Source organism: Microbacterium sp. DT81.1 (assembly GCF_049844955.1).
GTDB lineage: Bacteria > Actinomycetota > Actinomycetes > Actinomycetales > Microbacteriaceae > Microbacterium.
Genome location: NZ_JBNCMA010000004.1, coordinates 80,991 through 106,228 on the forward strand (window position 1 = coordinate 80,991; position 25,238 = coordinate 106,228).

The 25,238-nt window shown below is 69.2% G+C and carries 25 protein-coding genes; 15 read left to right on the forward strand and 10 right to left on the reverse strand.

Annotated features, from left to right (window positions below; translation table 11 throughout):
- Window positions 1-59: 59 nt before the first annotated feature.
- Both ACLQ2Q_RS11840 and ACLQ2Q_RS11845 read left to right on the forward strand, forming a co-directional pair.
- Window positions 60-731, forward strand: coding sequence for an amino acid ABC transporter permease (locus ACLQ2Q_RS11840; RefSeq protein ID WP_425820662.1), 672 nt, complete (start codon window positions 60-62; stop codon window positions 729-731).
- Window positions 718-1,539, forward strand: coding sequence for an amino acid ABC transporter ATP-binding protein (locus ACLQ2Q_RS11845; protein ID WP_425820663.1), 822 nt, complete (start codon window positions 718-720; stop codon window positions 1,537-1,539). Before ACLQ2Q_RS11840 ends, ACLQ2Q_RS11845 begins: the two co-directional genes overlap by 14 nt.
- On the opposite strand, the gene ACLQ2Q_RS11850 is transcribed toward ACLQ2Q_RS11845, so the two are convergent.
- Window positions 1,474-2,241, reverse strand: coding sequence for a winged helix-turn-helix transcriptional regulator (locus ACLQ2Q_RS11850; RefSeq protein ID WP_425820664.1), 768 nt, complete (start codon window positions 2,239-2,241; stop codon window positions 1,474-1,476). The genes ACLQ2Q_RS11845 and ACLQ2Q_RS11850 overlap by 66 nt on opposite strands.
- 107 nt (window positions 2,242-2,348) lie before the next feature.
- On the opposite strand from ACLQ2Q_RS11850, the gene ACLQ2Q_RS11855 reads away from it, so the two are divergent.
- The gene (locus ACLQ2Q_RS11855) at window positions 2,349-3,506 is read left to right on the forward strand and encodes an acyl-CoA dehydrogenase family protein (RefSeq protein ID WP_425820665.1); all 1,158 of its coding nucleotides are present in this window, start codon (window positions 2,349-2,351) and stop codon (window positions 3,504-3,506) included.
- A 59-nt stretch (window positions 3,507-3,565) separates the two neighbouring features.
- On the opposite strand, the gene ACLQ2Q_RS11860 is transcribed toward ACLQ2Q_RS11855, so the two are convergent.
- Entirely contained in the window at window positions 3,566-3,841 is a 276-nt protein-coding gene (locus ACLQ2Q_RS11860; protein ID WP_425820666.1) for an acylphosphatase, read from the reverse strand.
- Between the two features lie 159 nt (window positions 3,842-4,000).
- Between ACLQ2Q_RS11860 and ACLQ2Q_RS11865 the strand changes: the two genes are divergently transcribed.
- Window positions 4,001-4,387, forward strand: a complete 387-nt coding sequence (locus ACLQ2Q_RS11865; RefSeq protein ID WP_425820667.1) for an iron chaperone — start codon at window positions 4,001-4,003, stop codon at window positions 4,385-4,387.
- Here ACLQ2Q_RS11865 and ACLQ2Q_RS11870 read toward each other — a convergent pair.
- Window positions 4,359-5,030 (reverse strand): LysE/ArgO family amino acid transporter, encoded by a 672-nt coding sequence (locus tag ACLQ2Q_RS11870; RefSeq protein ID WP_425820668.1) that lies wholly within the window; start codon window positions 5,028-5,030, stop codon window positions 4,359-4,361. The genes ACLQ2Q_RS11865 and ACLQ2Q_RS11870 overlap by 29 nt on opposite strands.
- A 70-nt stretch (window positions 5,031-5,100) precedes the next feature.
- Between ACLQ2Q_RS11870 and ACLQ2Q_RS11875 the strand changes: the two genes are divergently transcribed.
- The gene (locus ACLQ2Q_RS11875) at window positions 5,101-5,991 is read left to right on the forward strand and encodes a LysR family transcriptional regulator ArgP (protein WP_425820669.1); all 891 of its coding nucleotides are present in this window, start codon (window positions 5,101-5,103) and stop codon (window positions 5,989-5,991) included.
- Between the two features lie 10 nt (window positions 5,992-6,001).
- On the opposite strand, the gene ACLQ2Q_RS11880 is transcribed toward ACLQ2Q_RS11875, so the two are convergent.
- Both ACLQ2Q_RS11880 and ACLQ2Q_RS11885 read right to left on the reverse strand, forming a co-directional pair.
- The gene (locus ACLQ2Q_RS11880) at window positions 6,002-7,033 is read right to left on the reverse strand and encodes an NADP-dependent oxidoreductase (protein WP_425820670.1); all 1,032 of its coding nucleotides are present in this window, start codon (window positions 7,031-7,033) and stop codon (window positions 6,002-6,004) included.
- A 110-nt stretch (window positions 7,034-7,143) separates the two neighbouring features.
- Entirely contained in the window at window positions 7,144-8,349 is a 1,206-nt protein-coding gene (locus ACLQ2Q_RS11885) for an ROK family protein (RefSeq protein ID WP_425820671.1), read from the reverse strand.
- Window positions 8,350-8,465: 116 nt separating this feature from the next.
- Here ACLQ2Q_RS11885 and ACLQ2Q_RS11890 point away from each other — a divergent pair, with 116 nt between their 5' ends.
- From ACLQ2Q_RS11890 to ACLQ2Q_RS11900, 3 genes are read left to right on the forward strand one after another with little or no spacing between them, the layout of a single operon-like run.
- Window positions 8,466-9,398: a Gfo/Idh/MocA family protein gene (locus tag ACLQ2Q_RS11890; protein ID WP_425820672.1), complete on the forward strand. Its 933-nt coding sequence runs from the start codon at window positions 8,466-8,468 to the stop codon at window positions 9,396-9,398.
- A 45-nt stretch (window positions 9,399-9,443) separates the two neighbouring features.
- Entirely contained in the window at window positions 9,444-10,211 is a 768-nt protein-coding gene (locus ACLQ2Q_RS11895) for a sugar phosphate isomerase/epimerase family protein (RefSeq protein WP_425820673.1), read from the forward strand.
- Window positions 10,208-11,305 (forward strand): Gfo/Idh/MocA family protein, encoded by a 1,098-nt coding sequence (locus ACLQ2Q_RS11900; RefSeq protein ID WP_425820674.1) that lies wholly within the window; start codon window positions 10,208-10,210, stop codon window positions 11,303-11,305. Before ACLQ2Q_RS11895 ends, ACLQ2Q_RS11900 begins: the two co-directional genes overlap by 4 nt.
- 26 nt (window positions 11,306-11,331) lie before the next feature.
- Here the strand turns inward: ACLQ2Q_RS11900 and ACLQ2Q_RS11905 are convergent, their stop codons facing one another.
- The 3 genes from ACLQ2Q_RS11905 to ACLQ2Q_RS11915 form a co-directional block, all read right to left on the reverse strand.
- Window positions 11,332-11,802, reverse strand: coding sequence for a MarR family winged helix-turn-helix transcriptional regulator (locus ACLQ2Q_RS11905; protein WP_425820675.1), 471 nt, complete (start codon window positions 11,800-11,802; stop codon window positions 11,332-11,334).
- A 10-nt stretch (window positions 11,803-11,812) separates the two neighbouring features.
- Window positions 11,813-13,507: an MDR family MFS transporter gene (locus ACLQ2Q_RS11910; RefSeq protein ID WP_425820676.1), complete on the reverse strand. Its 1,695-nt coding sequence runs from the start codon at window positions 13,505-13,507 to the stop codon at window positions 11,813-11,815.
- A gap of 183 nt (window positions 13,508-13,690) precedes the next feature.
- Window positions 13,691-14,359: a YqaJ viral recombinase family protein gene (locus ACLQ2Q_RS11915; RefSeq protein WP_425820677.1), complete on the reverse strand. Its 669-nt coding sequence runs from the start codon at window positions 14,357-14,359 to the stop codon at window positions 13,691-13,693.
- Between the two features lie 464 nt (window positions 14,360-14,823).
- Between ACLQ2Q_RS11915 and ACLQ2Q_RS11920 the strand changes: the two genes are divergently transcribed.
- From ACLQ2Q_RS11920 to rplL, 3 genes are all read left to right on the forward strand, one after another.
- Window positions 14,824-15,630, forward strand: coding sequence for a hypothetical protein (locus tag ACLQ2Q_RS11920; protein ID WP_425820678.1), 807 nt, complete (start codon window positions 14,824-14,826; stop codon window positions 15,628-15,630).
- 385 nt (window positions 15,631-16,015) lie between these two features.
- Window positions 16,016-16,531, forward strand: a complete 516-nt coding sequence (rplJ, locus tag ACLQ2Q_RS11925) for a 50S ribosomal protein L10 (RefSeq protein ID WP_425820679.1) — start codon at window positions 16,016-16,018, stop codon at window positions 16,529-16,531.
- A 35-nt stretch (window positions 16,532-16,566) separates the two neighbouring features.
- Complete coding sequence (gene rplL, locus ACLQ2Q_RS11930) at window positions 16,567-16,953, forward strand: 50S ribosomal protein L7/L12 (protein ID WP_425820680.1); 387 nt, start codon at window positions 16,567-16,569, stop codon at window positions 16,951-16,953.
- A gap of 182 nt (window positions 16,954-17,135) precedes the next feature.
- Here the strand turns inward: rplL and ACLQ2Q_RS11935 are convergent, their stop codons facing one another.
- Entirely contained in the window at window positions 17,136-18,185 is a 1,050-nt protein-coding gene (locus tag ACLQ2Q_RS11935) for a LacI family DNA-binding transcriptional regulator (RefSeq protein ID WP_425820681.1), read from the reverse strand.
- Window positions 18,186-18,490: 305 nt separating this feature from the next.
- Between ACLQ2Q_RS11935 and ACLQ2Q_RS11940 the strand changes: the two genes are divergently transcribed.
- From ACLQ2Q_RS11940 to ACLQ2Q_RS11955, 4 genes are all read left to right on the forward strand, one after another.
- Window positions 18,491-19,834 (forward strand): ABC transporter substrate-binding protein, encoded by a 1,344-nt coding sequence (locus tag ACLQ2Q_RS11940; protein WP_425820682.1) that lies wholly within the window; start codon window positions 18,491-18,493, stop codon window positions 19,832-19,834.
- 138 nt (window positions 19,835-19,972) lie between these two features.
- Window positions 19,973-21,328, forward strand: coding sequence for a carbohydrate ABC transporter permease (locus ACLQ2Q_RS11945; protein ID WP_425820683.1), 1,356 nt, complete (start codon window positions 19,973-19,975; stop codon window positions 21,326-21,328).
- Window positions 21,325-22,302 carry a carbohydrate ABC transporter permease gene (locus tag ACLQ2Q_RS11950; RefSeq protein WP_425820684.1) on the forward strand — a complete coding sequence of 326 codons (978 nt, stop codon included), beginning with the start codon at window positions 21,325-21,327 and terminating at the stop codon, window positions 22,300-22,302. Before ACLQ2Q_RS11945 ends, ACLQ2Q_RS11950 begins: the two co-directional genes overlap by 4 nt.
- A gap of 73 nt (window positions 22,303-22,375) precedes the next feature.
- On the forward strand, window positions 22,376-24,793 hold the full coding sequence (locus ACLQ2Q_RS11955) for an HAD-IC family P-type ATPase (RefSeq protein WP_425820685.1): 2,418 nt from the start codon (window positions 22,376-22,378) through the stop codon (window positions 24,791-24,793).
- A gap of 3 nt (window positions 24,794-24,796) precedes the next feature.
- Here the strand turns inward: ACLQ2Q_RS11955 and ACLQ2Q_RS11960 are convergent, their stop codons facing one another.
- Window positions 24,797-25,237, reverse strand: coding sequence for a hypothetical protein (locus ACLQ2Q_RS11960; RefSeq protein ID WP_425820686.1), 441 nt, complete (start codon window positions 25,235-25,237; stop codon window positions 24,797-24,799).
- Window position 25,238 lies beyond the last annotated feature (1 nt).

The window sequence follows — 25,238 nt, forward strand, 5'->3', positions numbered from 1 at the left end:
GTCGCCCGCTCCCGCGGGCGACGGCCTTCTCTGCCGCCACGGGGCGGAAAGGATCGTCTATGGATGACACCGGCATCTGGCAGCTGCTCATCGACTCGTTCTGGCCGCTGCTGCTGGCCGGGCTGACCGCGACCATCCCACTCGCGCTCTCCTCGTTCGCGCTCGGGCTCGTGATCGCCCTCGCGGTGGCGCTGCTGCGACTCTCCCGCAACCGGGTGCTGTCGGGCATCGCACGGTTCTACGTGTCGGTGATCCGTGGAACGCCTCTGCTCGTGCAGCTGTTCGTGATCTTCTACGGACTGCCGTCCGTGGGCGTCGTGATAGATCCGTGGCCTGCCGCGATCATCGCGTTCTCGCTGAACGTCGGAGGCTACGCCGCCGAGGTGATCCGTGCCGCCATCCTGTCGGTGCCGAAGGGCCAGTGGGAGGCAGGCCACACCGTCGGGTTCTCGCCCACGCAGACGCTGACCCGCATCGTGCTCCCGCAGGCGGCGCGGGTGTCGGTCCCTCCGCTGTCGAACACGTTCATCTCGCTGGTGAAGGACACCTCGCTCGCGTCCGTCATCCTGGTCACCGAACTGACCCGGACGGCGCAGCAGATCGCGGCCTTCACGTTCGAGTTCCTCGCGATCTATCTCGAAGCGGCGCTCATCTACTGGCTGTTCTGCCTCGTGCTGGCAACGGGTCAGAGCGCGATCGAACGGAGGCTCGACCGCTATGTCGCCCACTGATGACTCCCCAGGAGACGACGCCCTCGCGCCGCCCGCGCCGGGCGATGACCGGCCGCTTCTGCGCGTGTCGGGACTGCAGAAGAGCTTCGGATCCAATCTCGTGCTCGACGGAGTCGACTTCGAGGTGCGGCGCGGGGAGGTCGTGGCGCTCATCGGCCCGAGCGGCTCGGGCAAGACCACGGTGCTGCGCTCGCTCAATGGCCTGGAGACCCCGGATGCCGGGACTGTCACCTTCGACGGCGGTCCGGCGATCGACTTCTCCAAGCCCGTCTCGAAGGCCGACCGCGTCGCCCTGCGGGACCGTTCGGCGATGGTCTTCCAGCACCACAACCTGTTCCCGCACCGGACGGTGCTGCAGAACGTCATCGAGGGTCCCGTGCACGCGCACAAGGTTCCCCGAGCGGAGGCGACCGCGAGGGCCGATGCTCTGCTCGCGCGCGTGGGGCTCAGCGAGAAGCGGGACGCCTATCCGTTCGAGCTCTCCGGCGGTCAGCAGCAGCGCGTCGGAATCGTCCGCGCCCTGGCGCTTCAGCCGGCGCTGCTCCTGTTCGACGAGCCCACCAGCGCCCTCGACGTCGAGCTCGTCGGCGAGGTGCTGCTGGTGCTCAAGGAACTGGCTGACGAGGGGTGGACGATGGTCATCGTGACGCACGAACTGGCGTTCGCGCGCGAGGTGGCCGACGAGGTGCTGTTCTTCGACGGCGGCGTCATCCTCGAGCGCGGAGCGCCGAAGACCCTGCTCTCACACCCCACCCACGAGCGGACGCGTCGCTTCCTCGACCGCATCCTGCGGCCCTTCGAGGGCTGACCGTCGGGCCGACACCGGCCGATGAGCACGCGCGTGCGTGACATCGACCCAGGGACTCCACACGAACCAGGTGGGCAGCGCATCCGCGAGGCGAGGAGCGCCCTCCACCGAGATCGCCCGGGAATCCACCGCATCCCGCCACCGGCGGTAGCCCTGGAAGACGTCGGCGAGATCTGCCGTCGCCATCGTCACCACGAGGTCCACGCCGAATCCCGGATGCTGCGTGCACACCGACACGGCGCGGTGCTCCAGCACGAACCAGATCGTCTCCGGTGCGGGAGCGGTGTGCCGCCACTCGATGACGACGCGGCGCGGCGGGAACCGGTCCGGATCGACACGGCGATGGATCCACCACATGAGGGTCGTGGGCTCGACGTCGTGGGGCTGCATGTCATCGAACAGCCACTCGATGGCCCAGCGCCCGAGGCTGTCGATGACCCGCTCGAGGTCGCGGCCCGCCGGCGTCAAGTGGTACTCGCTGCCGTGACCCGTCGGCGAGGGCCATGTCTCGAGCACGCCGTTCCGCTCGAGGTGCCGCAGTCGCTGCACCAGCAGCGAGCGCGAGATCCCCGGCAATGCGCGTGCGATGTCGTTGAATCGCGTGTTGCCCAGCACGAGCTCGCGCACGATGAGGGGAGTCCAGCGGTCGGCCATGATCTCGCTGGCCATCGCGACGGGACAGTACCGCCCGTAATCTGCCATGTCCCTATGGTCCCGCCGTGGGGACGCGGTGGGTAGTCCCGAATTTAGACCGGTGCGGTCGCGAACGTGCACTGGAACGGCGGCGGGCACGAGCGGATGCTGGCGGTATGACCACTCTTGACACCAGCGCGGTCCCGGCCGCCACCCCTCTCATCGATCGCGCTCTCATCGAACGGGCCGACGCGATCGGCCCCATCCTCGCCGAGCACGCCGCACGCCACGATCGGGACGGCACGTTCGTCACCGAGTCGTACGACGCGCTGCGCGAGGCGGGTCTGCTGAGGGCCGCCGTCCCCCTCGAGCTCGGCGGGAGCGGCGCGACGATCCGCGACCTGGCGGGTCTGCAGCGCACGCTCGGCCACTACTGCGGGGCGACGGCGCTCGCCAGCGCCATGCATCAGCACGTCACCTGCTTCACCGCGTGGCGGTACCGGCGCGGCCTGCCGGGGGCCGAAGCAACCCTCCGCCGCATCGCCGACGAGCAGATCGTGCTCGTCTCCACGGGCGGCGGCGATTTCACGCACCCCTCCGGGGAGGCCGTCGCCGTCGACGGCGGATACCGCGTCAGCGGACGCAAGCGATTCGTCAGCCAATCGAGCGCCGGCACGGTGATGTCGACGATGTTCCCGTTCTCCGATCCCGTGCGTGGCATGCGCGTGCTGAACATGGCGGTGCCGCTGGCCTCCGAGGGGGTCGCCGTCGCGAACAACTGGGACGTGCTCGGCATGCGCGGAACGGCCAGCGACGACGTCGTGCTCACGGACGTCTTCGTCCCGCAGGAACGGGTGCTCGCCGACCGCCCCTACGGGGTCATCGATCCGCCGCTGCAGGTGATCGCGAGCATCGGCTTCGCGATCATCTCCGGCGCGTACCTCGGCGTGGCCGAGGCGGCCTTCGCCGAGGCGGTGAAGGCCGGTGGGCGGAACAGCGATGACCCGGTTGCGCAGCGGCTGATCGGGCTGATGCGGTCACGCCTCCAGGTCGCCGGATGGGCCCTGGATGGCGCGCTGGCGCAGCTCGGCGATGACCCGACGCCGTCCTACGAGGGATTTCTCGCCGTCATGACGGCGAAGGCCGAGATCGCCCGCGCGGGGGTCGAGGTGTGCGACCTGGCGATGCAGGTGGCAGGCGGAAGCTCCTACTTCAAGGGCTCTGTCATCGAGCGCTGCTACCGCGACATCCGTGCGGCGGCGTTTCATCCGCTCACCCCGGAGGCGACCCTCCTCGCGGCGGGCCGGCACGCGCTCGGCGTTGCCGCCGACTGAGCGCAGCGCGCGCAACGGCAGCGGGGCGGGGAGCGGCGAGCCGGCCTGTGCGGCCCGGGTCAGGCGTCGCGGCGCACCTCGAACCCCGTCTCGCCGGTGGCCGCGGCATCCGTCACCCGCGCAGCGTCGACGCACGCGCCCGGCGGCCCCTCCGCCATCCAGGCGAGTATCTCGTCCACTTGCTCGGGCGTACCCTCCACCTCCGCCTCGACCGTGCCGTCGCGGCGGTTGCGCACCCAGCCGGCGACTCCCGCGTCCGCGGCGACCATTCTCAGCGTGTAGCGGTAGCCGACCCCCTGCACGTCTCCCGAGACGATCACATGAACGCGGCGCATGCACCCATCGTGCCCTCTCCGGCGCGGCGGTGCGAGCGCCGTGATTCCTGCGGCGGTGTGGTGCCGACGGCGCTGGGTGTCAACGGCACTGTGGTGCCCACGGCGCGGTGCCGACGGGGCGCTGTGGTGCCGACGGTGCTGCGGTGCCAGGATGCCGCCATGGGAACCATCGACGACTATCTCGCGGACCTCGACCCGGCCTCCCGCGACGCCATCGAGCACGTCTACGCCGTGGCGAGAACGGTGGTGCCGGATGCGGAGCAGGGCAAGGGGTACGGGATGCCGGCGCTCGTGTACCGCGGCAAGTCGCTGATCGCCGTGATGCGGGCGAAGACGCACATCGGCGTGTATCCGTTCAGCGCCGACGTCGTGGCGGCGGTGGCCCCGCAGTTCGCGGGGTTCTCACTCGACAAGGGCACGATCCGCTTCCAGCCCGACGAGCCGCTGCCCGACGAGGCGGTGGTGCAGCTCGTCGAACTGCGGCGCGCGCAGATCGACGCGGCGGGGAAAGCACCGGCTACGAAAGCACCGGCACCACCAGGCTGACCCCGAGCGCGATCATGACGACCGCGATGATGGCGTCCAGAACGCGCCAAGACAGCGGCGAGTTCAGCCAGCGGCCCAGGTAGCGCGCACCGAAGCCGAGTGCGAAGAACCAGGTGAAGCTCGCCACGACGGCGCCGGCGGCGAAGAGCCACCGGCCGTCTCCGTGCGTGGAGCCGATCGAGCCGAGGAGGAAGACGGTGTCGAGGTAGACGTGCGGGTTCAGCCAGGTCAGTGCGAGGCAGGTGAGCACCGCGGGTGCGAGCGCGGTTGATGCGCCGACCCCGGTGCGGACGGCGACGGTGCCGTGCATCCCCGGGTTCGGCGCGGTTTCGCCGGATGCACCAGCGTCGAGCACTGCGCCGCTCGGCCGCCACGCCCGACGAGCGGCCAGGATTCCGTAGGCGATCAGGAATGCGGCTCCGAGCCAACGAGCGGCGTCGACGAGCCACGGCACGGCCTCGAGCGCCAGCCCGACGCCGGTGATGCCGGCGATGATCAGGACCGCATCCGAAAGCGCGCAGACGAGCACGACGGCCAGCACGTGCTCCCTGCGGATCCCCTGCCGCAGCACGAAGACGTTCTGCGCGCCGATGGCGACGATGAGCGAGAGGCCGAGGGCGAAGCCGGCGAACAGGGAGGTCATGCTCTTCACGCTATGGGGAACCTACCATTAGCTCCAGCGCGAAAACCTTATGCTGCATTAGCCTGGCTTCATGCGCATCGACCCCGAACTCGCCGCGACCGTCGCCGCGGTCGTCGACGAAGGCACGCTGGAGGCGGCCGCGCGGCGGCTGAACGTCACACCGTCCGCGGTGAGCCAGCGCATCAAGTCGCTGGAGCAGCAGGTCGGTCGCGTCCTGCTGGTGCGCACCAAGCCGGCGCGGGCCACAGAGGCGGGGGAGGCGATCGTGCGTCTGGCACGCCAGCTGGCGCTGCTCGAACACGATGCCGTCTCGGCGCTCAACCTCGACGAAGCGAGGGGCCGCGCCATCACGATCCCGCTGGCCGTCAACGCCGACAGCATGGCCACATGGTTCCTGGCGCCCTTGGCTCGGTTGGCCACGCGGCATCCGGTGGTCTTCGACGTGCATCGCGATGACCAGGACTTCACGGCGGGCCTGCTCGAATCCGGGACGGTGATGGCCGCGGTCACCTCCCAGAGCGCTCCCGTGGCCGGGTGCCGCGTGCGTCCGCTCGGGGTGCTGCGCTACGAGGCCGTCGCGACGCCCGGGTACGTCGCGCGCTGGCTGCCTGGCGGAGCGGATGCCGCGGCCCTCACCCGGGCTCCCTTCGTCGACTTCGATCGCCGGGACGACCTGCAGACCGGCTGGCTGCGCGCTCGCGGCGTTTCGCTCGACGCCGTCGTGCGGCACTACGTCCCGGCGTCCCACGACTTCGCAGAGGCGGTGAAGCTCGGGCTCGGCTGGGGGATGCTGCCGCCCATGCAGTCCGCCGATTCTCTGGCCGATGGCAGCCTCGTCAAGCTCGGCGGCCCGCCCATCTCTGTCGCGCTGTACTGGCAGCAGTGGAACCTGCGCTCGCCGCTGCTGAGCGAGATCGCCGACGAGATCGCGGCGGAGGCCGCTCGCGTGCTCGAGGGCTGAGCGGCGCGGCTCAGTCGTCGCTGACCCGCAGCACCACCTTGCCCCGGGTGTGGCCCTGTTCGAGCTCGTGGTGCGCGGCCGCTGCGTCGTCGAGGTCGAACACCCTGTCGATGTAGACCTGCACCGACCCGGAGTCGAGGAGGCGCCCGATGGTCGCCAGGGCGCCGCCATCCGGGATCACCTTGTAGCCGGTCGCGCGCACGCCGGCCTCGGCGGCGGCATCCGCATAGCCCTCCCACCCTCCCGTCGGGACTTCGATCAGCAGTCCGCCGGGTCGCAGCACCCCGAGCGAGCGCTCGCCGGTGCGGTCATGGGTGTTGCCGACGAGGTCGATCACGACATCGACGCCCGAGACCACATCCTCGAAGCGGGTCGTGGTGTAGTCGATGACGGCCGCGGCGCCCAGTTCCCGCAGCCACGGCGCGTTGGATCCCGAAGCCGTCGCGGTGACGTGCGCGCCGAAGTACGCGGCGAACTGCACCGCGAAATGACCCACCCCGCCGCCGCCGGCGTGGATGAGGATGCGCTGGCCCTCGTGAGCCCGGGCGGTCTCGACGACCAGCCCCCATGCCGTGAGAGCGGCGAGCGGCACCCCCGCCGCCTCGACGTGCGAGAGGGATGCCGGCTTGCGAGCGACCGACAGCGAGGGGACGACGACGAACTCCGCGTACGTGCCGGCCGAACGCGGGAAGGGCGCCATGCCGAAGACGGCCGCCCCGGGTGGGAGGTGATGCGCCTCATACGGCGACCGCACGACGATGCCGCTGAAGTCGAAGCCGAGCACGGCGGGGTATTTCTCGATGGATGCCGAGACTCCACGGCCTGCGCGCGTCTTGGCGTCGATCGGGTTGACGCCTGCGGCGACGACGCGGACGAGCAGTTCGCTGAGCACGGGCGAGGGCACATCGAGGATGGCCGGGTGAAGCACGGACGGGCCGCCGGTCGCGTCGAGGACCGATGCGCGCATCGTGGCTGGTGGATCGGGGACTGGCTCGCCGACGGCCTCGGGGCCAGTGGCGGGGCGCAGCGGCCGGAATCTCATCGGTCGCTCCTTCTGCGGGGTGTCGGCGATGGTCGCACTTCATCGTTGAGGAGCGGCGACCTTGTCCGCCTAGTCAAGCCCCACATTGTCTCGCCCGTGTTACGCGGGTGCTACCGTGCGGCTAAACCCGCTCGCGCCGTGACGGCGTCGACGCTCGTCGGAGAGAGCACCTGCTGCGTCACCATGATCGCGGCCCCGAGCACTCCGGCGGTCTCGCCCGCCTGTGACTGGACGATGCCGAGGTGCTGCGTGGCGAGGGGGATCGAGCGCCGGTACACGACCTCACGCACCCCCGCGAGCAGGTGCTCGCCGGCGCGGGCGATGCTTCCGCCGATCACGATGATCGAGGGGTTCAGCATGTTCACCACGGTCGCGAGCACTTCGCCGACCTCGCGGCCCGCCTGGCGTGTGGCCGCCATGGCGACGGGATTGCCCGCGCGCACCAGATCCACGACGCCCGAGCTTCCGGCCGCATCGAATCCCTGGGCGCGCAGCGCGGCCGCGATCGCGGTGCCGCTGGCGATCGCCTCCAGGTCGCGCTCGTCACCCCGGGGCCGGGGGGAGTCATGGCTGTACGGCACCTGCACATGGCCCATGTCGCCGGCCGAGCCCTGCGCACCCCTTTGCAGGATCCCGCCCGAGATGATGCCGGCGCCGATGCCGGTGGCCACCTTCACGAAGATGAGGTCGTCGACTCCCGGCCACCCCACCGCGTGCTCGCCGAGGGCGAGGATGTTCACGTCGTTGTCGACGAGCACCGGCACATCGAAGGTCTCCTGCACGTAGCCGGGTACGTCGAAACGATCCCACCCCGGCATGATGGGCGGGTTGGTGGGTCGCCCGGTGGAGTGCTCGACGGGACCCGGCACGCCGATGCCCACGCCGACCAGGCGCGCGTCGGCGTGGCCGTCGGCGGCCAGCAGACGACGCCCCTCGGCGAGGACGTCGTCGAGCACCGGCTCCGGGCCGTCGGCGATCACGATCTCCCGCGTGTGCGAGGTGAGGATGTGGCCGGCGAGGTCCGCGACCGCGACGGTCGCGTGGGTGGCGCCGAGATCGACGGCCAGCACGATACCCGCCAGCGGGTTGAAGGCGACGCGCGCGGGCGGCCGCCCTCCCGTCGACACGGCCTCTCCCGCCGGGCGGACGAGGCCCGATGCGAGCAGCACGTCGACCCTGCTCGACACCGTCGAGCGGGCGAGCCCGGTGAGCGTCGCGAGCTCTGCCTTCGTGCGCCCCCGCCCATCGCGGAGGATCTGGAAGATCTCCCCGGCTCCCGGGTTCGCGGGCGCGACGTTGCGCACGAGTTCGACCATGGCGACAGTAAAGCACAGCGACTCCCGCCGTTCGGCATGCGACTTTACGATCACGAACACATCACTTCTGTCGAGCGACTAGCAAAAGGTCGTGGTGCCGTGTCAGAATCGCCACCATGACCACGGCCGTCGTCGACATCGCCGTCGACACATCCCGAACTGCCGCTCACGCCCTCTCCTCCGACGGCGCGCGCGCCCATCCGCGGCGCCGTTCCGCGGCATCCGCTCGGGAGATCGTTCACGTGGCGACACCGGATGCGGCGCTCGCCGCTTTCGCCGCCGGCGACTCGGCGATCTGCCTGACGCCCTTCACGGACAGCGTGTCGACCGCCCGGCGGCTCGTCGACGCGGCGGAGCATGCCGGTGCCGTGGGGGTCGTCCCCTTCGTCGCCCGCTACCACCTGGCGGTGCGCTCGGCGCGCGATCGGGTGGCCCGTGGAGAACTGGGGATGCTGCTGAGCCTGGACTGCACGTACCTGCAGGATGCGATGCTCGGCACCGATGACCCCCGCCGCTTCGGGGTGGCCTCCTCGAGAGCCTTCGCGGAGCTCGGCTCGCACCTGTGCGATCTCGTCGAGTTCGTCTCGGGCCATCGCATCGCCCGGCTGACCGCGCGCACGCGGCGCGTGTTCGACAGCCGCGGCGGAGCGGTCGTGTCGGGCGAGGACATCGCCACGGTGCTGATCGAAACCGACGGCGGCGCCCTCGGCACGGTCGCCGTGTCGCAGATGGCGGCGGGGCATCCGGATGACGTGACGCTCAACCTGCACGGCACGGCCGGCAGCCTGGGGGTTGCGAGCGAGCGACCGGGAGAGCTGTGGATCGGGCGCCAGGCGGGCTCGCGAGTCGAGGTGCAATCGCGCTCGGCGAAGTCCGAGGACAACGCGTTCGACGCATTCCTCGCGGCGGCGGAAGCCGCGGCCGACGAGTTCCCGCCCCGCGACGTGCCGACGCTTCACGATGGCCTCCGCGCGGCGACGCTCGCCGCGGCCGTCCTCGAATCGGCCGCCCTCGGCACCTGGATCGAAACACCCTACGGCGCCGCCTGATGCGGCATCCTGAATGAACGCAACCCCCACGCAAGGACACACTTCATGACACACCCCGCCATCTCCCTGCAGCTCTACTCGCTCCGCGAGGCACTCGCCGCCGATGCCGCAGGCACCCTCGCCCGCGCAGCGGAAGCGGGGTTCCGGCTCGTCGAGCCCTTCGCCCTCGCCGAGACGGCCGCGAGCATCGCGCCGCTCCTGAGCGCCAACGGGCTCACCGCGCCGACCGCGCACGCACGCGTGCTGGGGGCGGAGCAGGCGCCGATCTTCGAAGCCGCGGCTGCGCTCGGCGTCGTCACCGTCATCGATCCGATGGTCGATCCCGACCGCTGGCAGACGGCCGACTCGGTCGACCGCATCGCCGACGACCTGGCGGATGCGGCGGCGACCGCCGCGACCTTCGGGCTCGGGTTCGGGTACCACAACCACGCCTGGGAGCTCTCCAACCGTGTAGACGGAGGCTCGGCGCTGGAGCGACTCGCCTCCCGCCTGCCGGAATCGGTGGCGCTCGAGGTCGACACGTACTGGGCCGCTCAGGGCGGTGAGGACGTGCCGGCGCTCCTGTCACGGCTCGGTGCCCGGGTGCGGTTCCTGCACGTGAAGGATGCGCCGCTCGATGAGAACGGCATTCTGAGCCCCGACCGCTTCGACCAGGTGCCTGTGGGGGAGGGCGCACTGCCCTGGGCCGACATCCTGGCGGCGGCACCCGCGACCGAGCTCGTGGTCGTGGAGTTCGATGAGTTCCGCGGCGACGTCTTCGACGCATCCGCTCGCAGCAAGGCAGCGCTCGAGGCGCTCGGAGCGCGCGCGTGAGCGGCCCCGTGGGAGTCGGCGTGATCGGCGCCGGCGTGATCAGCAAGCAGTACCTCGAGCACCTGACGACGTACCCCGACGTGCGGGTGCTCTTCGTCGCCGACCTCGACACCGGACGAGCCGCCACCCAGGCGGCGGCCTTCGGGATTCCCGGCTCGGGCACGGTCGACGAGCTGCTCGCGGAGCCCGATGTCGAGATCGTCGTCAACCTGACCATCCCCGCCGCCCACGTCGAGGTGAGCCTGGCGATCCTCGAGGCCGGCAAGCACGTCTGGAGCGAGAAGCCCATCGGGCTCGATCGCGCCGGGTCGGCGGCCCTGGTGGCGCGCGCGGACGAGCTCGGGCTGCGGATCGGCGTCGCCCCCGACACGATGCTGGGCGCCGGCATCCAGACGGCACTGCGCGCCATCCGCCGCGGAGACATCGGCCGTCCGCTCTCGGCCCTGACGCTCATGCAGTCGCCGGGCCCCGACCTCTGGCACCCCAGCCCGGACTTCCTGTTCCAGGCGGGGGGCGGTCCGGTGCTCGACATGGGCCCCTACTACTTCAGCGCTCTGGTGCACGTCTTCGGCTCGGTCGAGCGCGTGCAGGCCGTCGGCCACCGCGCACAGGAGGTGCGGCGCATCGTCACCGGCCCGCGGGCGGGGGAGGAGTTCGCCGTCACCGAGCCCACGAACGTCGCCCTGCTCCTGGACTTCGCCGACGGCGCGTTCGGTACGAGCCACTTCAGCTTCGATTCCCCGCTCGCGCGGCAGGGATTCGTCGAGATCACGGGCACCGAGGCGACGCTCGTGCTGCCGGATCCGAACACCTTCGGCGGCGCATCGGTGCTCGTCACGCCGGACGGCGAGAAGCGCGAACTGCCGGTGGATGCCGACGGCCAGGGCCGCGGGCTGGGCGTGGTGGACATGGCACGGGCGATCCGCAACGGCGGCGAGCTGCAGGCGGGAGGAGCGCTCGGCCTGCACGTGCTCGACGTGATGCTCTCGACCCTGCAGTCGCTGGAGCGGCGGGCGCCCGTCGTGATCGAGACGGACGCGCCGGTGGCGCCGCCCCTCGTCGATGGGTGGGACGCCCGGGCCGCAACGCTGTAGCGCTGCGGGCTGGGCGCGCGCGGCGGTCAGGACCGCGTGCGCGGGACCTCGCCGGCGGAGAGCGCGTGCAGCAGGTTGGTCAGGTTGCGGATGTCGTCGAGCGACCACTCGTCGAGCGCCTGGCTGAGCCGGTTCTCGGTCGGGCGGCGCGCCTCGGCGAGCCTCGTCGCGCCGGTGTCCGTCATCGACAGCAGGCTCGACCGGCCGTCGGTCGGGTCGGGCGTGCGGGTGACGAGCTCCAGGCCCTCCAGCTCACGCACGGTGCGGCTCACCAGGCCCTTGTCGGCCACCAGCGCTTCGGCGAGCGCCGACAGCGTGATCGGTCCCATGCGCGCGATCGTGCCGAGGATCTTGTAGGCACCGGGCAGCATCCCGGGGCTGATGCGGTTGGCCGTGTCCTGCATGTGCCGCCGGAACTGAGACGCCAGCTCGCCGAACTCGACCTCGAGGGCGCGCACCGCCTCGGTGCGCGCCTCCGTGGTCTGCTGATCGATCATCACGTCGATCCTAGGAGCGGCGCTTCGGGGGCGACGCCAGGTCGTCGGCGACCGGGACGGGCCCGGTCGCGTCGAGGGCCGACATCCCCTCGGCCGTGCTGACCGTCGCGAGGTCGGCCTCCGCCGCCGCCATCCGCTCGGACGTCGTCATGCGTGTCAGCGGCTTGTTCGGCAGGAAGAGGATCGCGATGAGGCTGACGACCGCCACGGGCACCGCGATCAGGAAGGAGTGCGCGATCGCCTGGGCGTAGATGTCCTCGACGAGAACCCGCACCGGCTCGGGCAGCGCGCTGACGGTCGGCAGTGTGCCGGACTGCAGCTGTGCGGCGACGTCGGCACCGGCGGCGCCGAGACCGGCGATGGCGGCGCCGAGCGCCTCCTTGCTCGTGGCGAAGAGGTCCGTTGCCGCCGTGGCGAGGGCCGCGCCCATGACGGAGACGCCGACGGTGCCGCCAAGGCTGCGGAAGAAGGCGACGCCGGAGCTCGCGACACCCATCTCCTCGGGGCGCGCCGTGTTCTGCACGATCAGCACGAGGTTCTGCATCGTCATGCCGACGCCGGCGCCGAGCAGGAACATGTACACCGAGACGAGGATGAACGGGGTGTCGTAGTGCAGGGTCGCCAGCAGGCTCGACCCGGTGATCAGCAGCACGCTGCCGACGATGAGGTACGGCTTCCAGTGCCCGAAGCGGCTGATCAGCTGACCGACGACGATCGAGGCGATGAGCAGCCCGGCGATCATGGGAAGCGTCATGAGGCCTGCCTCGGCGGGCGTCGCGCCCCGTGCCATCTGCATGTACTGGCTCAGGAAGACCGACGTGCCGAACATGGCGATCCCGGTGGCGATCGAGGCGATCGTGGCGAGGGTGAAGGTGCGGTTGCGGAACAGCGACAGCGGGATGAGCGGCTCGCGGGAGCGCAGCTCGACGAGCACGAAGAGGATGGCGCCGAGCAGGGCGCCGCCCGCCATCAGGATCGTCTCGATGCTCCACCAGTCGTAGGACTTGCCGGCGTTCGTGATCCAGATCAGCAGGAGGGAGACGGATGCCGACAGCAGCACGATTCCGAGGTAGTCGATGCGGGCCTTGCGGGTCGCGCGGTGAGGCAGGTGCAGGGTGACCTGCAGGATGATGAGCGCGGCGATCGCGAAGGGGATGGCGACGTAGAAGTTCCAGCGCCAGCCGATGCCTTCGGTGATGAACCCGCCGAGCAGGGGGCCGCCGATCGTGCCGAGCGCCATGACGGCACCGAAGAGGCCCATGTAGCGCCCGCGCTCGCGGGGGCTGATGATGTCGGCCATGATGATCTGGCTGAGGGCGGCCAAGCCGCCGGCGCCCACGCCCTGGACCGCGCGGAAGGCGATGAGCGTGCCGGGGTCCTGCGAGAAGCCGGCCGCCGCGGTGGCGAGCACGAAGATGACGAGCGCGATCTGGATCAGCAGCTTGCGGTCGAAGAGGTCGGCGAGCTTGCCCCAGATCGGCGTGAAGATCGCGGTCGTGAGCAGCGTCGCGGTGACGACCCAGGTGAAGGCGGCCTGGTCACCGCCGATGTCGTGGATGATGACGGGCAGCGACGTCGAGACGACGGTGGCGGCCAGGATCGACACGAACATCCCGAGCAGCAGGCCCGAGAGCGACTGCAGCACCTTCCGGTGCGACATGGGTGCGGGTGCCTCTGCGGAGGACGCGGGTTCAGCGGTGGCCATGTACGGGCCTTTCACGACGGGGATGGCGCGACGGCGATGGCGCGATGGTTGACTTGAGTCAACTATACAGCGGTCGTTGACTTCCGTCAACCAATTCCTTTCGGGGCGATGCCGCGTTCGGGCGCCGCCGGGTTCAGCCGGCGCTGCGTGGGGCAGCGCTCGATCGGGGGCAGCGCGCAGCGCTCAGTCGGCCAGGGCGAGGGCCCGGAACACCTCGCGGGGCATAGCCCGCGGCATCCGCTCGGCTTCTTCTCGGATGGCCGGCGCTCGCTGCGTCGTGCGCCGGTGAAGTTCGTCGATGAGGGATGTCGCGAGCCGCACCAGCCGGGCGATCTCGACCTCGTCGCGCTCGATCCAGGCGCACTTCGGCTCTTCGTCGATGGGCACGAAGCCGTCGTGCTCCTCCCACGCGATGAGCGTGCGCTCGGCGCCGAGCACGTGCTGCTGCCACCACACCTGACGCATGTACGACCGGGGGATGCTGCGCCACTCCTTCGCGGTGGTCTTGATCTCGCAGAGGGTGACACGTCCGGTGGCGTCCACCGCCACGCCGTCGGGCGTGGCCAGGTGGCGCTTCTCGATCACGGCGTGGAACAGGGCGCTCGAGGGCAGGATCCCGTGCGTCGCCGCCACCCATCGCGCGATCTCGGGCTCGCGCTCGCGGCCGTGCGCCGTATAGGCGTTGCCGGAGAACCTCGTGCCCATGAGCTTGGCGTCGGCGGCCTTCGCGATGGCGTTCTCGGAGGTCAGCGTGGCGACATCCGTCGCCGTGATCCCGCGGGACCGAGCACGCACCCACGCCACCCGGTCGCGGCTGTCCGCGACGATACGAGCGGCGAGTTCCGGGGTCACGCATCGACCCTAACCCCGGCCGCCGACCAGAACCCGGCGCGCCGCTCGATTTCCCGGTTTCCGCTTGTTCCGAACCGCTCCCACCCCGCCGAGTGCACGGGAAGCCGCCGAACACACGGCTTGCCACCGTGGCGACACCGTGCACTCGGCGGCAAGCCGTGCGCTCGACGAGGAGTAATCGACGATGAGCGCTCCTCCACAGCCCCCCATGAGAGAGGACCTGCCGACGGTGAGCGGGAACGCTCGGAAACCGGATCTGGCATGCCCGAGCATGACGTGTGCGGCGGATCGTGGAGTGCGAAGAACTGATGCGGGCCCTGCGTGCGCGAGTGCACCTGCGGGGGGACGGATGGACGGAGAGATCCATCGCGGCGGCGGTGGATGAAGGTCGCCTCCATCGAGTGCGTCGCGGGTGGTACCTCGATGGCGCATTGTGGCGCGAGTTGTGGGCGGAAGGCCAACACTTGGCGCACGTTCTGGCGGTGTCGCGGGATGCCACCAGCCGCGACTCTGTGATGTCGCACACTTCCGCTGCCGTGCTGTGGGGGCTTCCGCTGTTCCGCCTCGCGCCTCGCAGGGTGCACATGACGACGACCAACCCGATACGGATCTCCAGTGCGCCCGACGTCATGCGTCACTGCGCCGTTCTGGCGGAAGCGGAGGTCACGAGCCGCAATGGAATTCAGTGCACGACGCTTGAACGCACCGTGTTCGATCTGGCGCGCACCGTTTCGCCCGAGGCCGCTGTGAGCGCGGCGGACGCCGGCCTGCGCCTCGTCGCCGTGTCCGGGCAGTACCAGGATGAGGCGGCCGCGGCCCGCTGGCGCGACACGCTTCGGGAGATGGCTTCCGCGGAGCGCGGGAGCCGCGGCATCCGCCAAGCGCGACACGTGATCGAGTTCGCCGACGGTCGCGCTCAGCTGCCGGGTGAGAGCGTCAGCCGGCTGCACCTCGCCCGCCTGGGCTTCGCCACGCCGCGCCTGCAGGTCGCGGTGGCCGACGGGCGCGGAGGGAGCTACTGGATGGACTTCGCACTCGACGATGTGCACTCGTTCGGAGAGTTCGACGGCAAGGGGAAATACCTCGATGAGTCGCTTCGCTCCGGCCGCTCGATCGAGGAAGTCATGCTCGCCGAGAAGGTCCGCGAGGACTGGATTCGCGGCACGACTCAGCGACGCTTCGCGCGGTGGGGTGACGAGCACATCGGATCGTTCGGCGCACTGGGACGAAGGCTCGCCGCTTTCGCCATCCACCCCTCCGGCCGCGCCTGACCGCCCCCGACGACATCGGCGCCGAGGGAACGGCTTCGCGCCGAATGCACCGGATCTATGCGCGGATAGGCCGTGCGTTCGACGACAAGCCGTGCGCTCGGCGGCAGGAAAGGGGAGGAGGGGCGCCGATTTGGGGGGACGGCGGGAATCGGGTAGCCTGGGTCCTAGCCAAAGACCGCCGGTCATCGGCGTGCGTGCAGGCGCACAACGATCGAAGCTCTGCAGTGCAGGGGCCCGCGCAGGTGTACAGATGTCTCCCGGGTTCGGGAATTCAGCTCCGTGCGCTTGCGCCGGAGCTTTTTCATTGCCCGCCCAGATCGCGACACCCGGCCTCGAGGCAGGCGCCCCACAATTGCGGAGCGTCTCGTACAAAAAAGGAGTGGCCATGGCGCAGAAGGAAGCATCGGTCGCCGAGCTCACGAAGCAATTCGAGGACTCGACCGCCGTTCTGCTGACCGAATACCGCGGCCTGTCGGTGGCTGAGCTCAAGGAGCTCCGCAACAACATCCGTCAGGACGCCAGCTACGCCGTGGTGAAGAACACGCTGACCAGGATCGCGGCGAACAACGCCGGGATCTCTGAGCTGGATGACGAGCTTCAGGGCCCGTCCGCCATCGCCTTCGTTCACGGTGACCCGGTCGCCGTGGCCAAGGGCCTGCGCGCCTTCGCCAAGGCACACCCTCTTCTGGTGATCAAGGGCGGCTATTTCGATGGCTCCGCCCTGAGCCCCGCAGAGGTAGGCAAGCTCGCCGACCTCGAGAGCCGTGAAGTGCTGCTGGCGAAGCTCGCCGGTGCCATGAAGGCCTCGCTGTTCGGAGCTGCATATCTGTTCAACGCACCGCTGTCGAAGGCCGTTCGCACGGTCGACGCGCTGCGCGAGAAGCAGGAGTCCGCGGCTTAGGCCTCGGCGTTCAACCCCAATCAAGGAGAAACATCATGGCAAAGCTCACCACTGACGAGCTTCTCGACGCCTTCAAGGAGCTCACGCTCATCGAGCTCAGCGAGTTCGTCAAGGCCTTCGAGGAGACCTTCGAGGTCACCGCCGCGGCGCCCGTCGCCGTTGCCGGCCCGGCCGCCGCCGGCGCCGCCCCCGCCGAAGAGGTCGAGGAGCAGACGGCGTTCGACGTCGTGCTCGAGGCCGCCGGCGAGAAGAAGATCCAGGTCATCAAGGTCGTCCGCGAGCTCACCTCGCTCGGCCTCGGCGAGGCCAAGGCCGTCGTCGACGGTGCTCCCAAGGCCGTCCTCGAGGGCGTCACCAAGGAAGCCGCTGACAAGGGCAAGGCCGCTCTCGAAGAGGCCGGCGCGACCGTCACCCTGAAGTAGTCCTCCGCGCCACAGGCGCAACCGGACAACACCACGAAGGCCCCGGATGTCGCATCCGGGGCTTTCGTGTGCCTGGGCACCACCCGAGGCGTCAAGTGCATTCGAAAATGCCCGTCCTCGGAGAATTCGACCAACAGCCCGCACGGAAGCGTGAGCCTGAGGGGCGCGATCGCCGCGCGCGACTAGTGCGCAGCGCGCAACCGGGTGCCCGCCGTGACCGCCGATGACTGCGGGTCCACGGGCCCGGTGGAGCTCCGGACGACGAGGCGTGCCGTCAACAGCACGTCGACCGGGGCGGCCGGCGGGTTGCGGAGCTGGGCCAGCAGCAGTTCGACAGCGGCCGCTCCCTGCTCCCGGGGGATCTGCCGCAGCGTCGTCAGCGAGAACATCTCGGCGTACTCGTGGTCGTCGATGCCCACTACGCTCAGGTCGCTCGGCACCTGGATCCCCAGCCGTCGAGCGGCGATGATCGCCCCGATGGCGACCTCGTCGCACACCGCGACGATGCCCGTCGGCCGGCGCCGGATGTCGCCGAGCAGGTCTACGGCGGCCTCGTACCCACCCGGCAGACTCACCTCGGACGGCACATGCGTCGCGAGGTCGGCGATGCCGGCATCCGCCATCGTCGCGCGGTACCCGCGCAGCCTCTGACGGTCGACGTTCGCGCCGTGCTCGCCCGCCGGCCCGCCGATGAACGCGATGCGGCGGTGCCCGAGCGTGATCAGGTGCTCGGTGGCGCGCCGTGCGGTGTGGTCGTCGTCAATGGCGACGACGCTCGACGCCCCGGGCAGACCCACGACGCTCACCAGCGGGCGGCCGACGCGACGGAGCAGCTCGAGCTCGCCGTCCTCGGGCTCGATCCCGACCGCGATGAGCCCGTCGAAACGCTTGCGCGCCAGGAAGTCGCCGAAGATCCGGGCGCGCCCCGGAGTGCCCGGCTTCGCGTCGTACAGGGTGAGGTCGAGGCCGTGCTGCAGGAGCGCGCCCTGAATGCCCTCGAGCACCTCCGCGAAGAACCAGCGGTTGGCGTACGGCATGATGACGCCGATGTTGGACGTACGGCCGGTCGCCAGGCTGACGGCATTCGTGGATGCCGTGTAGCCCAGCTCGTCGGCCGCGGCGCGAACGCGCGCCCGCGTGTCCGGCGCGACGTAGCCGTTGCCGGTCAGCGCACGGCTGGCCGTCGCCTTGGACACGGCGGCGAGGCGGGCGACGTCGGAGATGCCGGCCATGTCCCCTCCAGTCCGTCGGCACGCGTAGATAGTGGGCCCCGGTCTCGCACGCGAGGTGTGGAAGCCCGAAATATGGAAACGGTTCCATGCGAAAAGGGGTGACCGAATCGTCCCTCAGTGTGCCGATGAGTGGTACAGAAGGTCAATATCGACCCCGATTGGCGTTACCCACTTGTGACATCGCATCCTTTGTGTGTCTGCGTGCCTGTCCTCTACGGTGATGATGGAATCGGTTCCCGAACGAGCGACCGGGCTTCTCTGTCCATGCGCGCGAATCGAACGACACTTATGTGGAGGCACAACAAATGAATGGAATGCGCTCATCCGTACGTCGTCGGGCGGCGGTGGGGCTCGGCCTCATGGCGATCTCGACCCTGGTGCTGGCCGGCTGTGCCGAAGGCGGGGGCGACGAAGGAGGCGACTCCGGCTCGGGCGAAGGCGAGACCGTCCGGATCTCCGGCGGCATCACCGGCATCCAGGCCGAAGACATGCAGAAAACCTTCGACGATTGGGGTGAAGAGTCCGGCATCACCGTCGAGTACACCGGTGACAAGGGCTTCGAGGGCAACATCGTCACGAAGGTCAACGGTGGAGACGCCCCCGACATCGCGATCGTGCCGCAGCCCGGTCTGCTGAGGACTCTCGTCGGAACGGGCGAGGTCGTGGAAGCACCGGAGGGTGTCGTCGCCAACGTCGACGAGAACTGGTCCGAGGACTGGAAGGCCTACGGCACAGTCGACGACGTTTTCTACGCGGCCCCCATGCTCGCCAACATCAAGGGCTACGTCTGGTACTCGCCGGCGAAGTTCGAGGAGTGGGGCGTCGAGGTCCCGACGACGTGGGACGAGCTTCTCACCCTGACCAAGACGATCCAGGAGAAGAGCGGCGGACCCGCATGGTGCGCCGGCTTCGAGTCCGAGGCCGCCTCCGGCTGGCCCGGAACGGACTGGATCGAGGACATCGTGCTCCGTCAGTCCGGCCCGGAGGTCTACGACCAGTGGGTCGCGGGCGACGTGAAATTCACCGACCCCGAGATCAAGGATGCGTTCGACGCCCTTGACGAGATCCTTCGGGATCCCGCCAACGTCAACGCGGGCTTCGGCGACGTGCAGAGCATCAACTCGACGGCCTTCGCGGCGGTCGCCGCTCCGGTGGCGAACGGCACCTGCCCGCTGACGCACCAGGCATCCTTCCTCTCGGCGAACTTCCTCGACGTGGAGAACGCCGAAGGGGAGGTGCCGGTGGTCGCTCCCGACGGCGACGTCTACGCCTTCGTCCTCCCGGGCTTTGAGGAGGGCGCCGCGACGATCGAGGTCGGTGGAGAGTTCGTCACGGCCTTCTCGGACAACACCGCGACGCAGACGGTGCTCGAGTACATGTCCAGCCCCGAATACGCTGACGCCCTCGTCACCAACGGCGGCGTCATCTCCGCCAACCTGAACGCCGACCCGAGCCTCGCCTCCAGCGAGTTCCTCACCGAGGCGATGACACTCCTGCAGGACCCGAACACGACGGTGCGCTTCGACGCGTCCGACCTGATGCCGTCGACCGTCGGCTCCGGTTCCTTCTGGAAGGGCATGATCAGCTGGATCGACGGCGAGGACACGGAGACCGTGCTGAGCGACATCCAGGCCGGCTACGACAACTAGTCGGATGATTGAGTGCGGTGGGGTCGCGCGCCGGGCGGCGGGCGGCCCCACTGCACCATTCATCACCGCCGGTCACCGCGGTTCACCCTCTGACCGACGCCCCATCCAAGAGCTCGATGCCTCACTGGGAAGGTGCTCATGACCGCAACAACCAAGCTGCCGGATTCCGAGAAACGCTCGCGGGGAGAGAAGGTCCCCGCAACCCGTCGCGCAGGCAACTCGGCCCGCGAGAACAGCAAGACGACGATCGTGGTAGCCATCGGGCTGATCCTCATCGCGGCCCTCTTCATCTTCATGGTCACCCGACCACCGACCGAAGATGCGCCGCCCACCTCTCTGGGCTTCTCCCTGAACAGCTTCTTCAAGTGGATCGGCGACCTCGGCCCGCTCGTCCAGATCCCGATCGCCGTGCTGGCGTTCGGCATCCTGGTCGCGGTCATCCTGCTGCTGATCGAGTACGCGGCCCGGCCCGGGCGCCTCTACTTCTGGCTGCGTCTCGCCGCCTGCTTCCTCCTTCCGACGCTCGCCTTCATGGTGCTGCGGCCCTATCAGAACGCCGTTCTCTACGTCATTGCGATCGCCCTGATCCTCGGCGGGCTGCTCTTCTGGGTGGATTACCGATCGAGCAAGGGCGCCGGCTACTTCTTCCAGCTCGTGCTCTTCACCGCCCCGGCGCTCATCCTGCTGCTCGTGGGTCTCGTCTATCCCGCGATGGCCACGGTCGTCCAGTCGTTCTTCGACAAGTCCGGTGACAACTTCGTCGGCCTGGAGAACTACGTCTGGACCTTCACCAATCCGGAGGGCTTCTGGTCGGTCATCAACACGATCATCTGGGTGATCGTGGCTCCGACGTTCGCGACGGCCGTCGGGCTCGCCTATGCGGTGTTCATCGACCGTGCGCGCGGCGAGAGGGTGCTGAAGCTTCTGATCTTCATGCCCTTCGCGATCTCGTTCGTCGGTGCCGGCATCATCTGGAAGCTGATGTACGACTATCGCCAGGAGGATCAGGTCGGGCTTCTGAACGCCATCGTCGTCGCCTTCGGTGGGCAGCCGGTCTCGTGGCTCGCGGTCGAGCCGCTCATCAACACGTTCTTCCTCCTGGTGGTCTTCATCTGGAGCCAGACCGGTCTCGCGATGGTCATCCTCTCGGCCGCGGTGAAAGCCGTGCCCACCGAGCAGATGGAAGCGGCCGAGCTCGACGGGACGAGCGCCTGGGAGAGGTTCGTCAACGTCACCGTCCCCGGCATCCGTTCCTCGATCGTCGTCGTGCTCACCACCATCGCCATCGGAGCGCTCAAGATCTACGACGTCGTCGCCGTCATGACCGGTGGCCGCAACAACTCGACCGTCCTCGCGTTCGAGATGGTCAACCAGCAGCAGCGATTCCAGAGTTATGGGCACTCCGCGGCTCTTGCCGTCGTGCTCTTCCTCTTCGTCGTCCCGCTCATCGTGTTCAACGTCATCCAGATCAGGAAGCAGAGGGAGATCCGATGACCATCTCCACCGTCGCCATCGAGCCGAACCTCGATCCCCGATCCGCGCGCCAGCTCGCGCGCGACACGCGAAAGCACGAGAAGGAGGCGCAGAGGCGCGCCACTTCGAAGGGCGCCACGATCGCGGCGATCATCATCGCGTTCTTCTGGACGATCCCCACTTTCGGGCTTCTCGTCACGTCCTTCCGCCCGCCGGCCGACACGCAGACGTCCGGCTGGTGGACGGTGTTCCTCGATCCGTCCTTCACCTTCAGCAACTACTCCGCGGCGCTCACCTCCGGCGGGACGGCGCTGACCCTGTGGGAGTCCTTCCTCAACTCGCTGGCGATCACCATCCCGGCGACCATGGTGCCGCTCTGCGTGGCGGCGCTGATCGCATACGCGATCGCGTGGATCGACTTCCGCGGGAAGTTCGTGCTCTTCGTGGCGATCTTCGCCCTCCAGATCTTCCCGCTGCAGATCGCCCTCGTACCGCTGCTGAGCCTCTTCTCGCGGGGACTCACCATCAACGAGGTCACGATCTTCCCCGGCTTCGATCTGCGTGAAGTGGATCACAGCTTCGCGACGGTGTGGATCGCGCACGCGATCTTCGCCCTGCCGCTCGCGGTGTTCCTGCTGCACAACTTCATCTCGGAGATCCCGAGCGAGGTCATCGAGGCGGCGCGCGTGGACGGCGCCGGCCATGGCCAGATCTTCTTCCGGATGATCATTCCGCTCTCGGCGCCGGCGCTCGCTTCGCTGGCGGTGCTGCAGTTCATCTGGGTGTGGAACGACCTGCTGGTGGCGACGATCTTCGCGCCGTCGTCCTCACTGCCCATGACGCAATCCCTGGCGTCTCTCTCGGGCACCTGGGGCAACCAGTGGTTCCTGCAGGCCGCGGGCACGTTCCTCACGATCGCGACCCCGCTGATCGTTTTCTTCGCGCTGCAGCGCTTCTTCGTGCGCGGCCTTCTCGCGGGGGCGACGAAGGGCTGACCCCGTCCGCACCGGCGTGACGCGCGCCCCGCATCCTTGGACGCGGGGCGCGCGTCGCGCCTAGGGTGAAGCCATGGACCCCACGGCCGGAAACACCGTCCTGGACGCCGCGCGGGGCCTTAGCAGCGCCGAGGTCGCCGAACGCGTCGCCGCCGGAAAGACCAATGCCTACGCCTCCGGATCAAGCCGAAGCGCCTGGAACATCGTCCGCGCGAACGTGTTCACTCTGTTCAACGGGATCGTCGGCGCCTGCTTCCTCGTCCTCCTCCTCGTCGGGCGGTGGCAGGATGCGCTGTTCGGCCTCGCGGCGTTCGGGAACGCGGTCATCGGATGCTTCCAGGAGTTCCGCGCGAAGTCCGCCCTCGATCGCCTGGCCCTGCTCAACGCACCTCTTGCGCGCCTGCGCCGCGACGACGCGGAAGTCAGTGTGGCATCGGGGGAGGTCGTGCTGGACGACATCCTCGTGCTTCGCGCCGGCGATCAGGTGCCCGCCGACGCCGTGATCGTCGCGTCTCGGGCGCTTCAGATAGACGAGTCGATGCTGACCGGCGAATCGGATGCCGTCGACAAAGGCCCGGGCGACGAGGCGCTGTCCGGGTCCATCGTCGTCGCAGGGGAGGGCGAGGGCCGCGTCGTCAAGGTCGGCGCCGATTCGTACGCGAACAAGTTCGCCGACGAGGCGAAGCGGTTCTCCCTGGTCCGGTCGGAGCTGCGCAGCTCCATCGACCGGGTGCTGAAGTGGGTCGGCTGGGGCATCGGTCCCATCGGCCTCCTGGTGCTGAACGCCCAGATGATGGTCGCCGGCGGATGGGTGACCGCGGTGCAGACCGGCACCTGGGAGCAGGCGGTGGTCAACACGATCGCGGCGCTCACGGCCATGATCCCGCTCGGTCTCGTGCTGATGACCTCGATCGCGTTCGCCGTCGCCGCGGCCAAGCTCGCATCGAAACAAGTGCTCGTCAACGAGCTCGCGGCGGTCGAGGGCCTTGCCCGTGTGGATGTGATCTGCCTCGACAAGACGGGCACCCTGACGGCGGGCGAGATCGAGTTCGACGGCGCGCATCCGCTCACCGCTCCGCCGGCGGGTTGGGAAGGGGCCCTCGCCTGGTACGGGGCGGCGCGGGATGCCAACGCCACGGCGCGGTGCCTCGCGGTGCCGTTCCCGGCGGAAGGCCCCCGGGACGTCACGGCTTACGTCCCGTTCTCGTCGGCGCGGAAGTGGAGCGCCGTCTCTTTCGGTGACGCCGCCCCGGGCACCTGGGTGCTCGGTGCCCCCGAGATGGTCTTCGGGGACGCGGCATCCGACGCTTCCACGGCACTCGGCTCGCGCGTGACGACCCTCGCCTCCTCGGGCCGCCGTACTCTGGTGCTCGCCCGCACGGACGGGGGCATGACCGACGAAAGCGTCGAGGCGGAGCGGCTGCCGGAGGACGCCGTGCCGGTGGCGCTGTTGACCTTCCGGGAGCAGGTTCGGTCGGATGCGGCTCAGACTCTGACCTACTTCCGCAGGCAGGGAGTCGGCATCCGGATCATCTCCGGTGACAACCCACGCACGGTTGCGGCGATCGCGCGGGAAGTGGGCGTCGATGTCGACGAGGGATACGACGCGCGGAAGCTGCCGGAGGACGACGCCGCCCTCGCCGATGTGCTCGAGACCAGCCTCGTGTTCGGGCGCGTGACGCCCGAGCAGAAGAAGCGGATGGTGGTGGCCCTGCAGGCGCGCGGCCACACCGTCGCGATGACCGGCGACGGGGTCAACGACGCCCTCGCGATCAAGACGGCCGACATGGGCATCGCGATGAACTCCGGCTCCGCCGCCACCAAGGCCGTCGCCCGACTGGTTCTGCTCGACGGCCAGTTCTCACACCTCCCCGACGTCGTCGCCGAGGGTCGTCAGGTGATCGCCAACATCGAGCGTGTGTCGATGCTCTTCCTGACGAAGACCGCCTATGCGACGGCGCTGGCGGTGATCTTCGGCCTGCTCGTGCTCGAGTTCCCGTTCCTGCCCCGGCAGCTCTCGATCACCGATGGCCTGACGATCGGCATCCCGGCGTTCTTCCTCGCGCTGCTGCCGAACACGCAGCGCTACGTGCCGGGGTTTCTGAAGCGGTCGCTGATGTTCGCGATCCCCGCCGGGCTGGTCATCTCCGCCGCCCTGACGACGTACACTCTCGGCGCGATGGCACTGTCGGTACCCGAGCCTGAACTTCGGACGGGCTCCACGATCATCCTGGCGATCGTCGGCATCTGGGTGCTCACCGTGCTCTCGCGTCCGATCACGCGGTTCAAGGTGCTCGTGATCGGTGCCATGTTCGTGGCGCTGGTCGCCGTCTTCACGTTTCCCCTGACCACGGAGTTCTTCCAGCTCGTCGACCCTGGCGAGGACGCTGCGGTCCTGATCACGATCGTCACGGCGCTGACGATCGGCGCCATCGAGATCGTGCGGTTCTTCCATCGCCGCTATGTCGCGAAGGCCCTCGCGACGGCGTGAAAGTCAGGCGGTCCCGACGGCCGGGTCGTCGACCCGGCGGATCACGAAGTAGCGGGAACCCGGCGGCACCCACATCGCCACGATGATCACGGCGCCGAGCAGCATCTTGACGCCGGCCGGCAAGTCCCACGTCTCTGTGGTCAGGATGGTGAGCACGTCCAGGACCATGAGCACGGCGACGTAGATCGTGACCAGAAGCCGCGCCAGGCGGCTGCCCCGCGCGATCGCCGAGCCGCCCGCGATGGTCAGCAGCCCGAGCAGGATGATCGCCGCGCCGAGAAGGGAGACCGGAAGGACGGTGTTCGCGTCGCTCACGGTGTAGCGGCTCAAGAGAACGAGCACCCCGAGAACGACGTTGGACAGGCCGGACAGGTAGATCAGCACGACGGTCACCCGGATGACGAGGGGCTGCGTCAGCCGTGCCGGGGTCGTCGTGGTGTCCACG

Bases quoted from the DNA above. Each gene is read 5' to 3' on its own strand.
- ACLQ2Q_RS11945 (WP_425820683.1), top strand. From the start codon at position 19,973: ATGACCGCAACAACCAAGCTGCCGGATTCCGAGAAACGCTCGCGGGGA.
- ACLQ2Q_RS11895 (WP_425820673.1), top strand. From the start codon at position 9,444: ATGACACACCCCGCCATCTCCCTGCAGCTCTACTCGCTCCGCGAGGCA.
- ACLQ2Q_RS11865 (WP_425820667.1), top strand. From the start codon at position 4,001: ATGGGAACCATCGACGACTATCTCGCGGACCTCGACCCGGCCTCCCGC.
- ACLQ2Q_RS11955 (WP_425820685.1), top strand. From the start codon at position 22,376: ATGGACCCCACGGCCGGAAACACCGTCCTGGACGCCGCGCGGGGCCTT.
- rplL (WP_425820680.1), top strand. From the start codon at position 16,567: ATGGCAAAGCTCACCACTGACGAGCTTCTCGACGCCTTCAAGGAGCTC.
- ACLQ2Q_RS11905 (WP_425820675.1), bottom strand. From the start codon at position 11,802: ATGATCGATCAGCAGACCACGGAGGCGCGCACCGAGGCGGTGCGCGCC.
- ACLQ2Q_RS11890 (WP_425820672.1), top strand. From the start codon at position 8,466: ATGACCACGGCCGTCGTCGACATCGCCGTCGACACATCCCGAACTGCC.
- ACLQ2Q_RS11910 (WP_425820676.1), bottom strand. From the start codon at position 13,507: ATGGCCACCGCTGAACCCGCGTCCTCCGCAGAGGCACCCGCACCCATG.
- ACLQ2Q_RS11855 (WP_425820665.1), top strand. From the start codon at position 2,349: ATGACCACTCTTGACACCAGCGCGGTCCCGGCCGCCACCCCTCTCATC.
- ACLQ2Q_RS11850 (WP_425820664.1), bottom strand. From the start codon at position 2,241: ATGGCAGATTACGGGCGGTACTGTCCCGTCGCGATGGCCAGCGAGATC.
- ACLQ2Q_RS11840 (WP_425820662.1), top strand. From the start codon at position 60: ATGGATGACACCGGCATCTGGCAGCTGCTCATCGACTCGTTCTGGCCG.
- ACLQ2Q_RS11940 (WP_425820682.1), top strand. From the start codon at position 18,491: ATGAATGGAATGCGCTCATCCGTACGTCGTCGGGCGGCGGTGGGGCTC.
- ACLQ2Q_RS11880 (WP_425820670.1), bottom strand. From the start codon at position 7,033: ATGAGATTCCGGCCGCTGCGCCCCGCCACTGGCCCCGAGGCCGTCGGC.
- ACLQ2Q_RS11845 (WP_425820663.1), top strand. From the start codon at position 718: ATGTCGCCCACTGATGACTCCCCAGGAGACGACGCCCTCGCGCCGCCC.
- ACLQ2Q_RS11935 (WP_425820681.1), bottom strand. From the start codon at position 18,185: ATGGCCGGCATCTCCGACGTCGCCCGCCTCGCCGCCGTGTCCAAGGCG.
- ACLQ2Q_RS11860 (WP_425820666.1), bottom strand. From the start codon at position 3,841: ATGCGCCGCGTTCATGTGATCGTCTCGGGAGACGTGCAGGGGGTCGGC.
- ACLQ2Q_RS11870 (WP_425820668.1), bottom strand. From the start codon at position 5,030: ATGACCTCCCTGTTCGCCGGCTTCGCCCTCGGCCTCTCGCTCATCGTC.
- ACLQ2Q_RS11950 (WP_425820684.1), top strand. From the start codon at position 21,325: ATGACCATCTCCACCGTCGCCATCGAGCCGAACCTCGATCCCCGATCC.
- ACLQ2Q_RS11885 (WP_425820671.1), bottom strand. From the start codon at position 8,349: ATGGTCGAACTCGTGCGCAACGTCGCGCCCGCGAACCCGGGAGCCGGG.
- rplJ (WP_425820679.1), top strand. From the start codon at position 16,016: ATGGCGCAGAAGGAAGCATCGGTCGCCGAGCTCACGAAGCAATTCGAG.
- ACLQ2Q_RS11875 (WP_425820669.1), top strand. From the start codon at position 5,101: ATGCGCATCGACCCCGAACTCGCCGCGACCGTCGCCGCGGTCGTCGAC.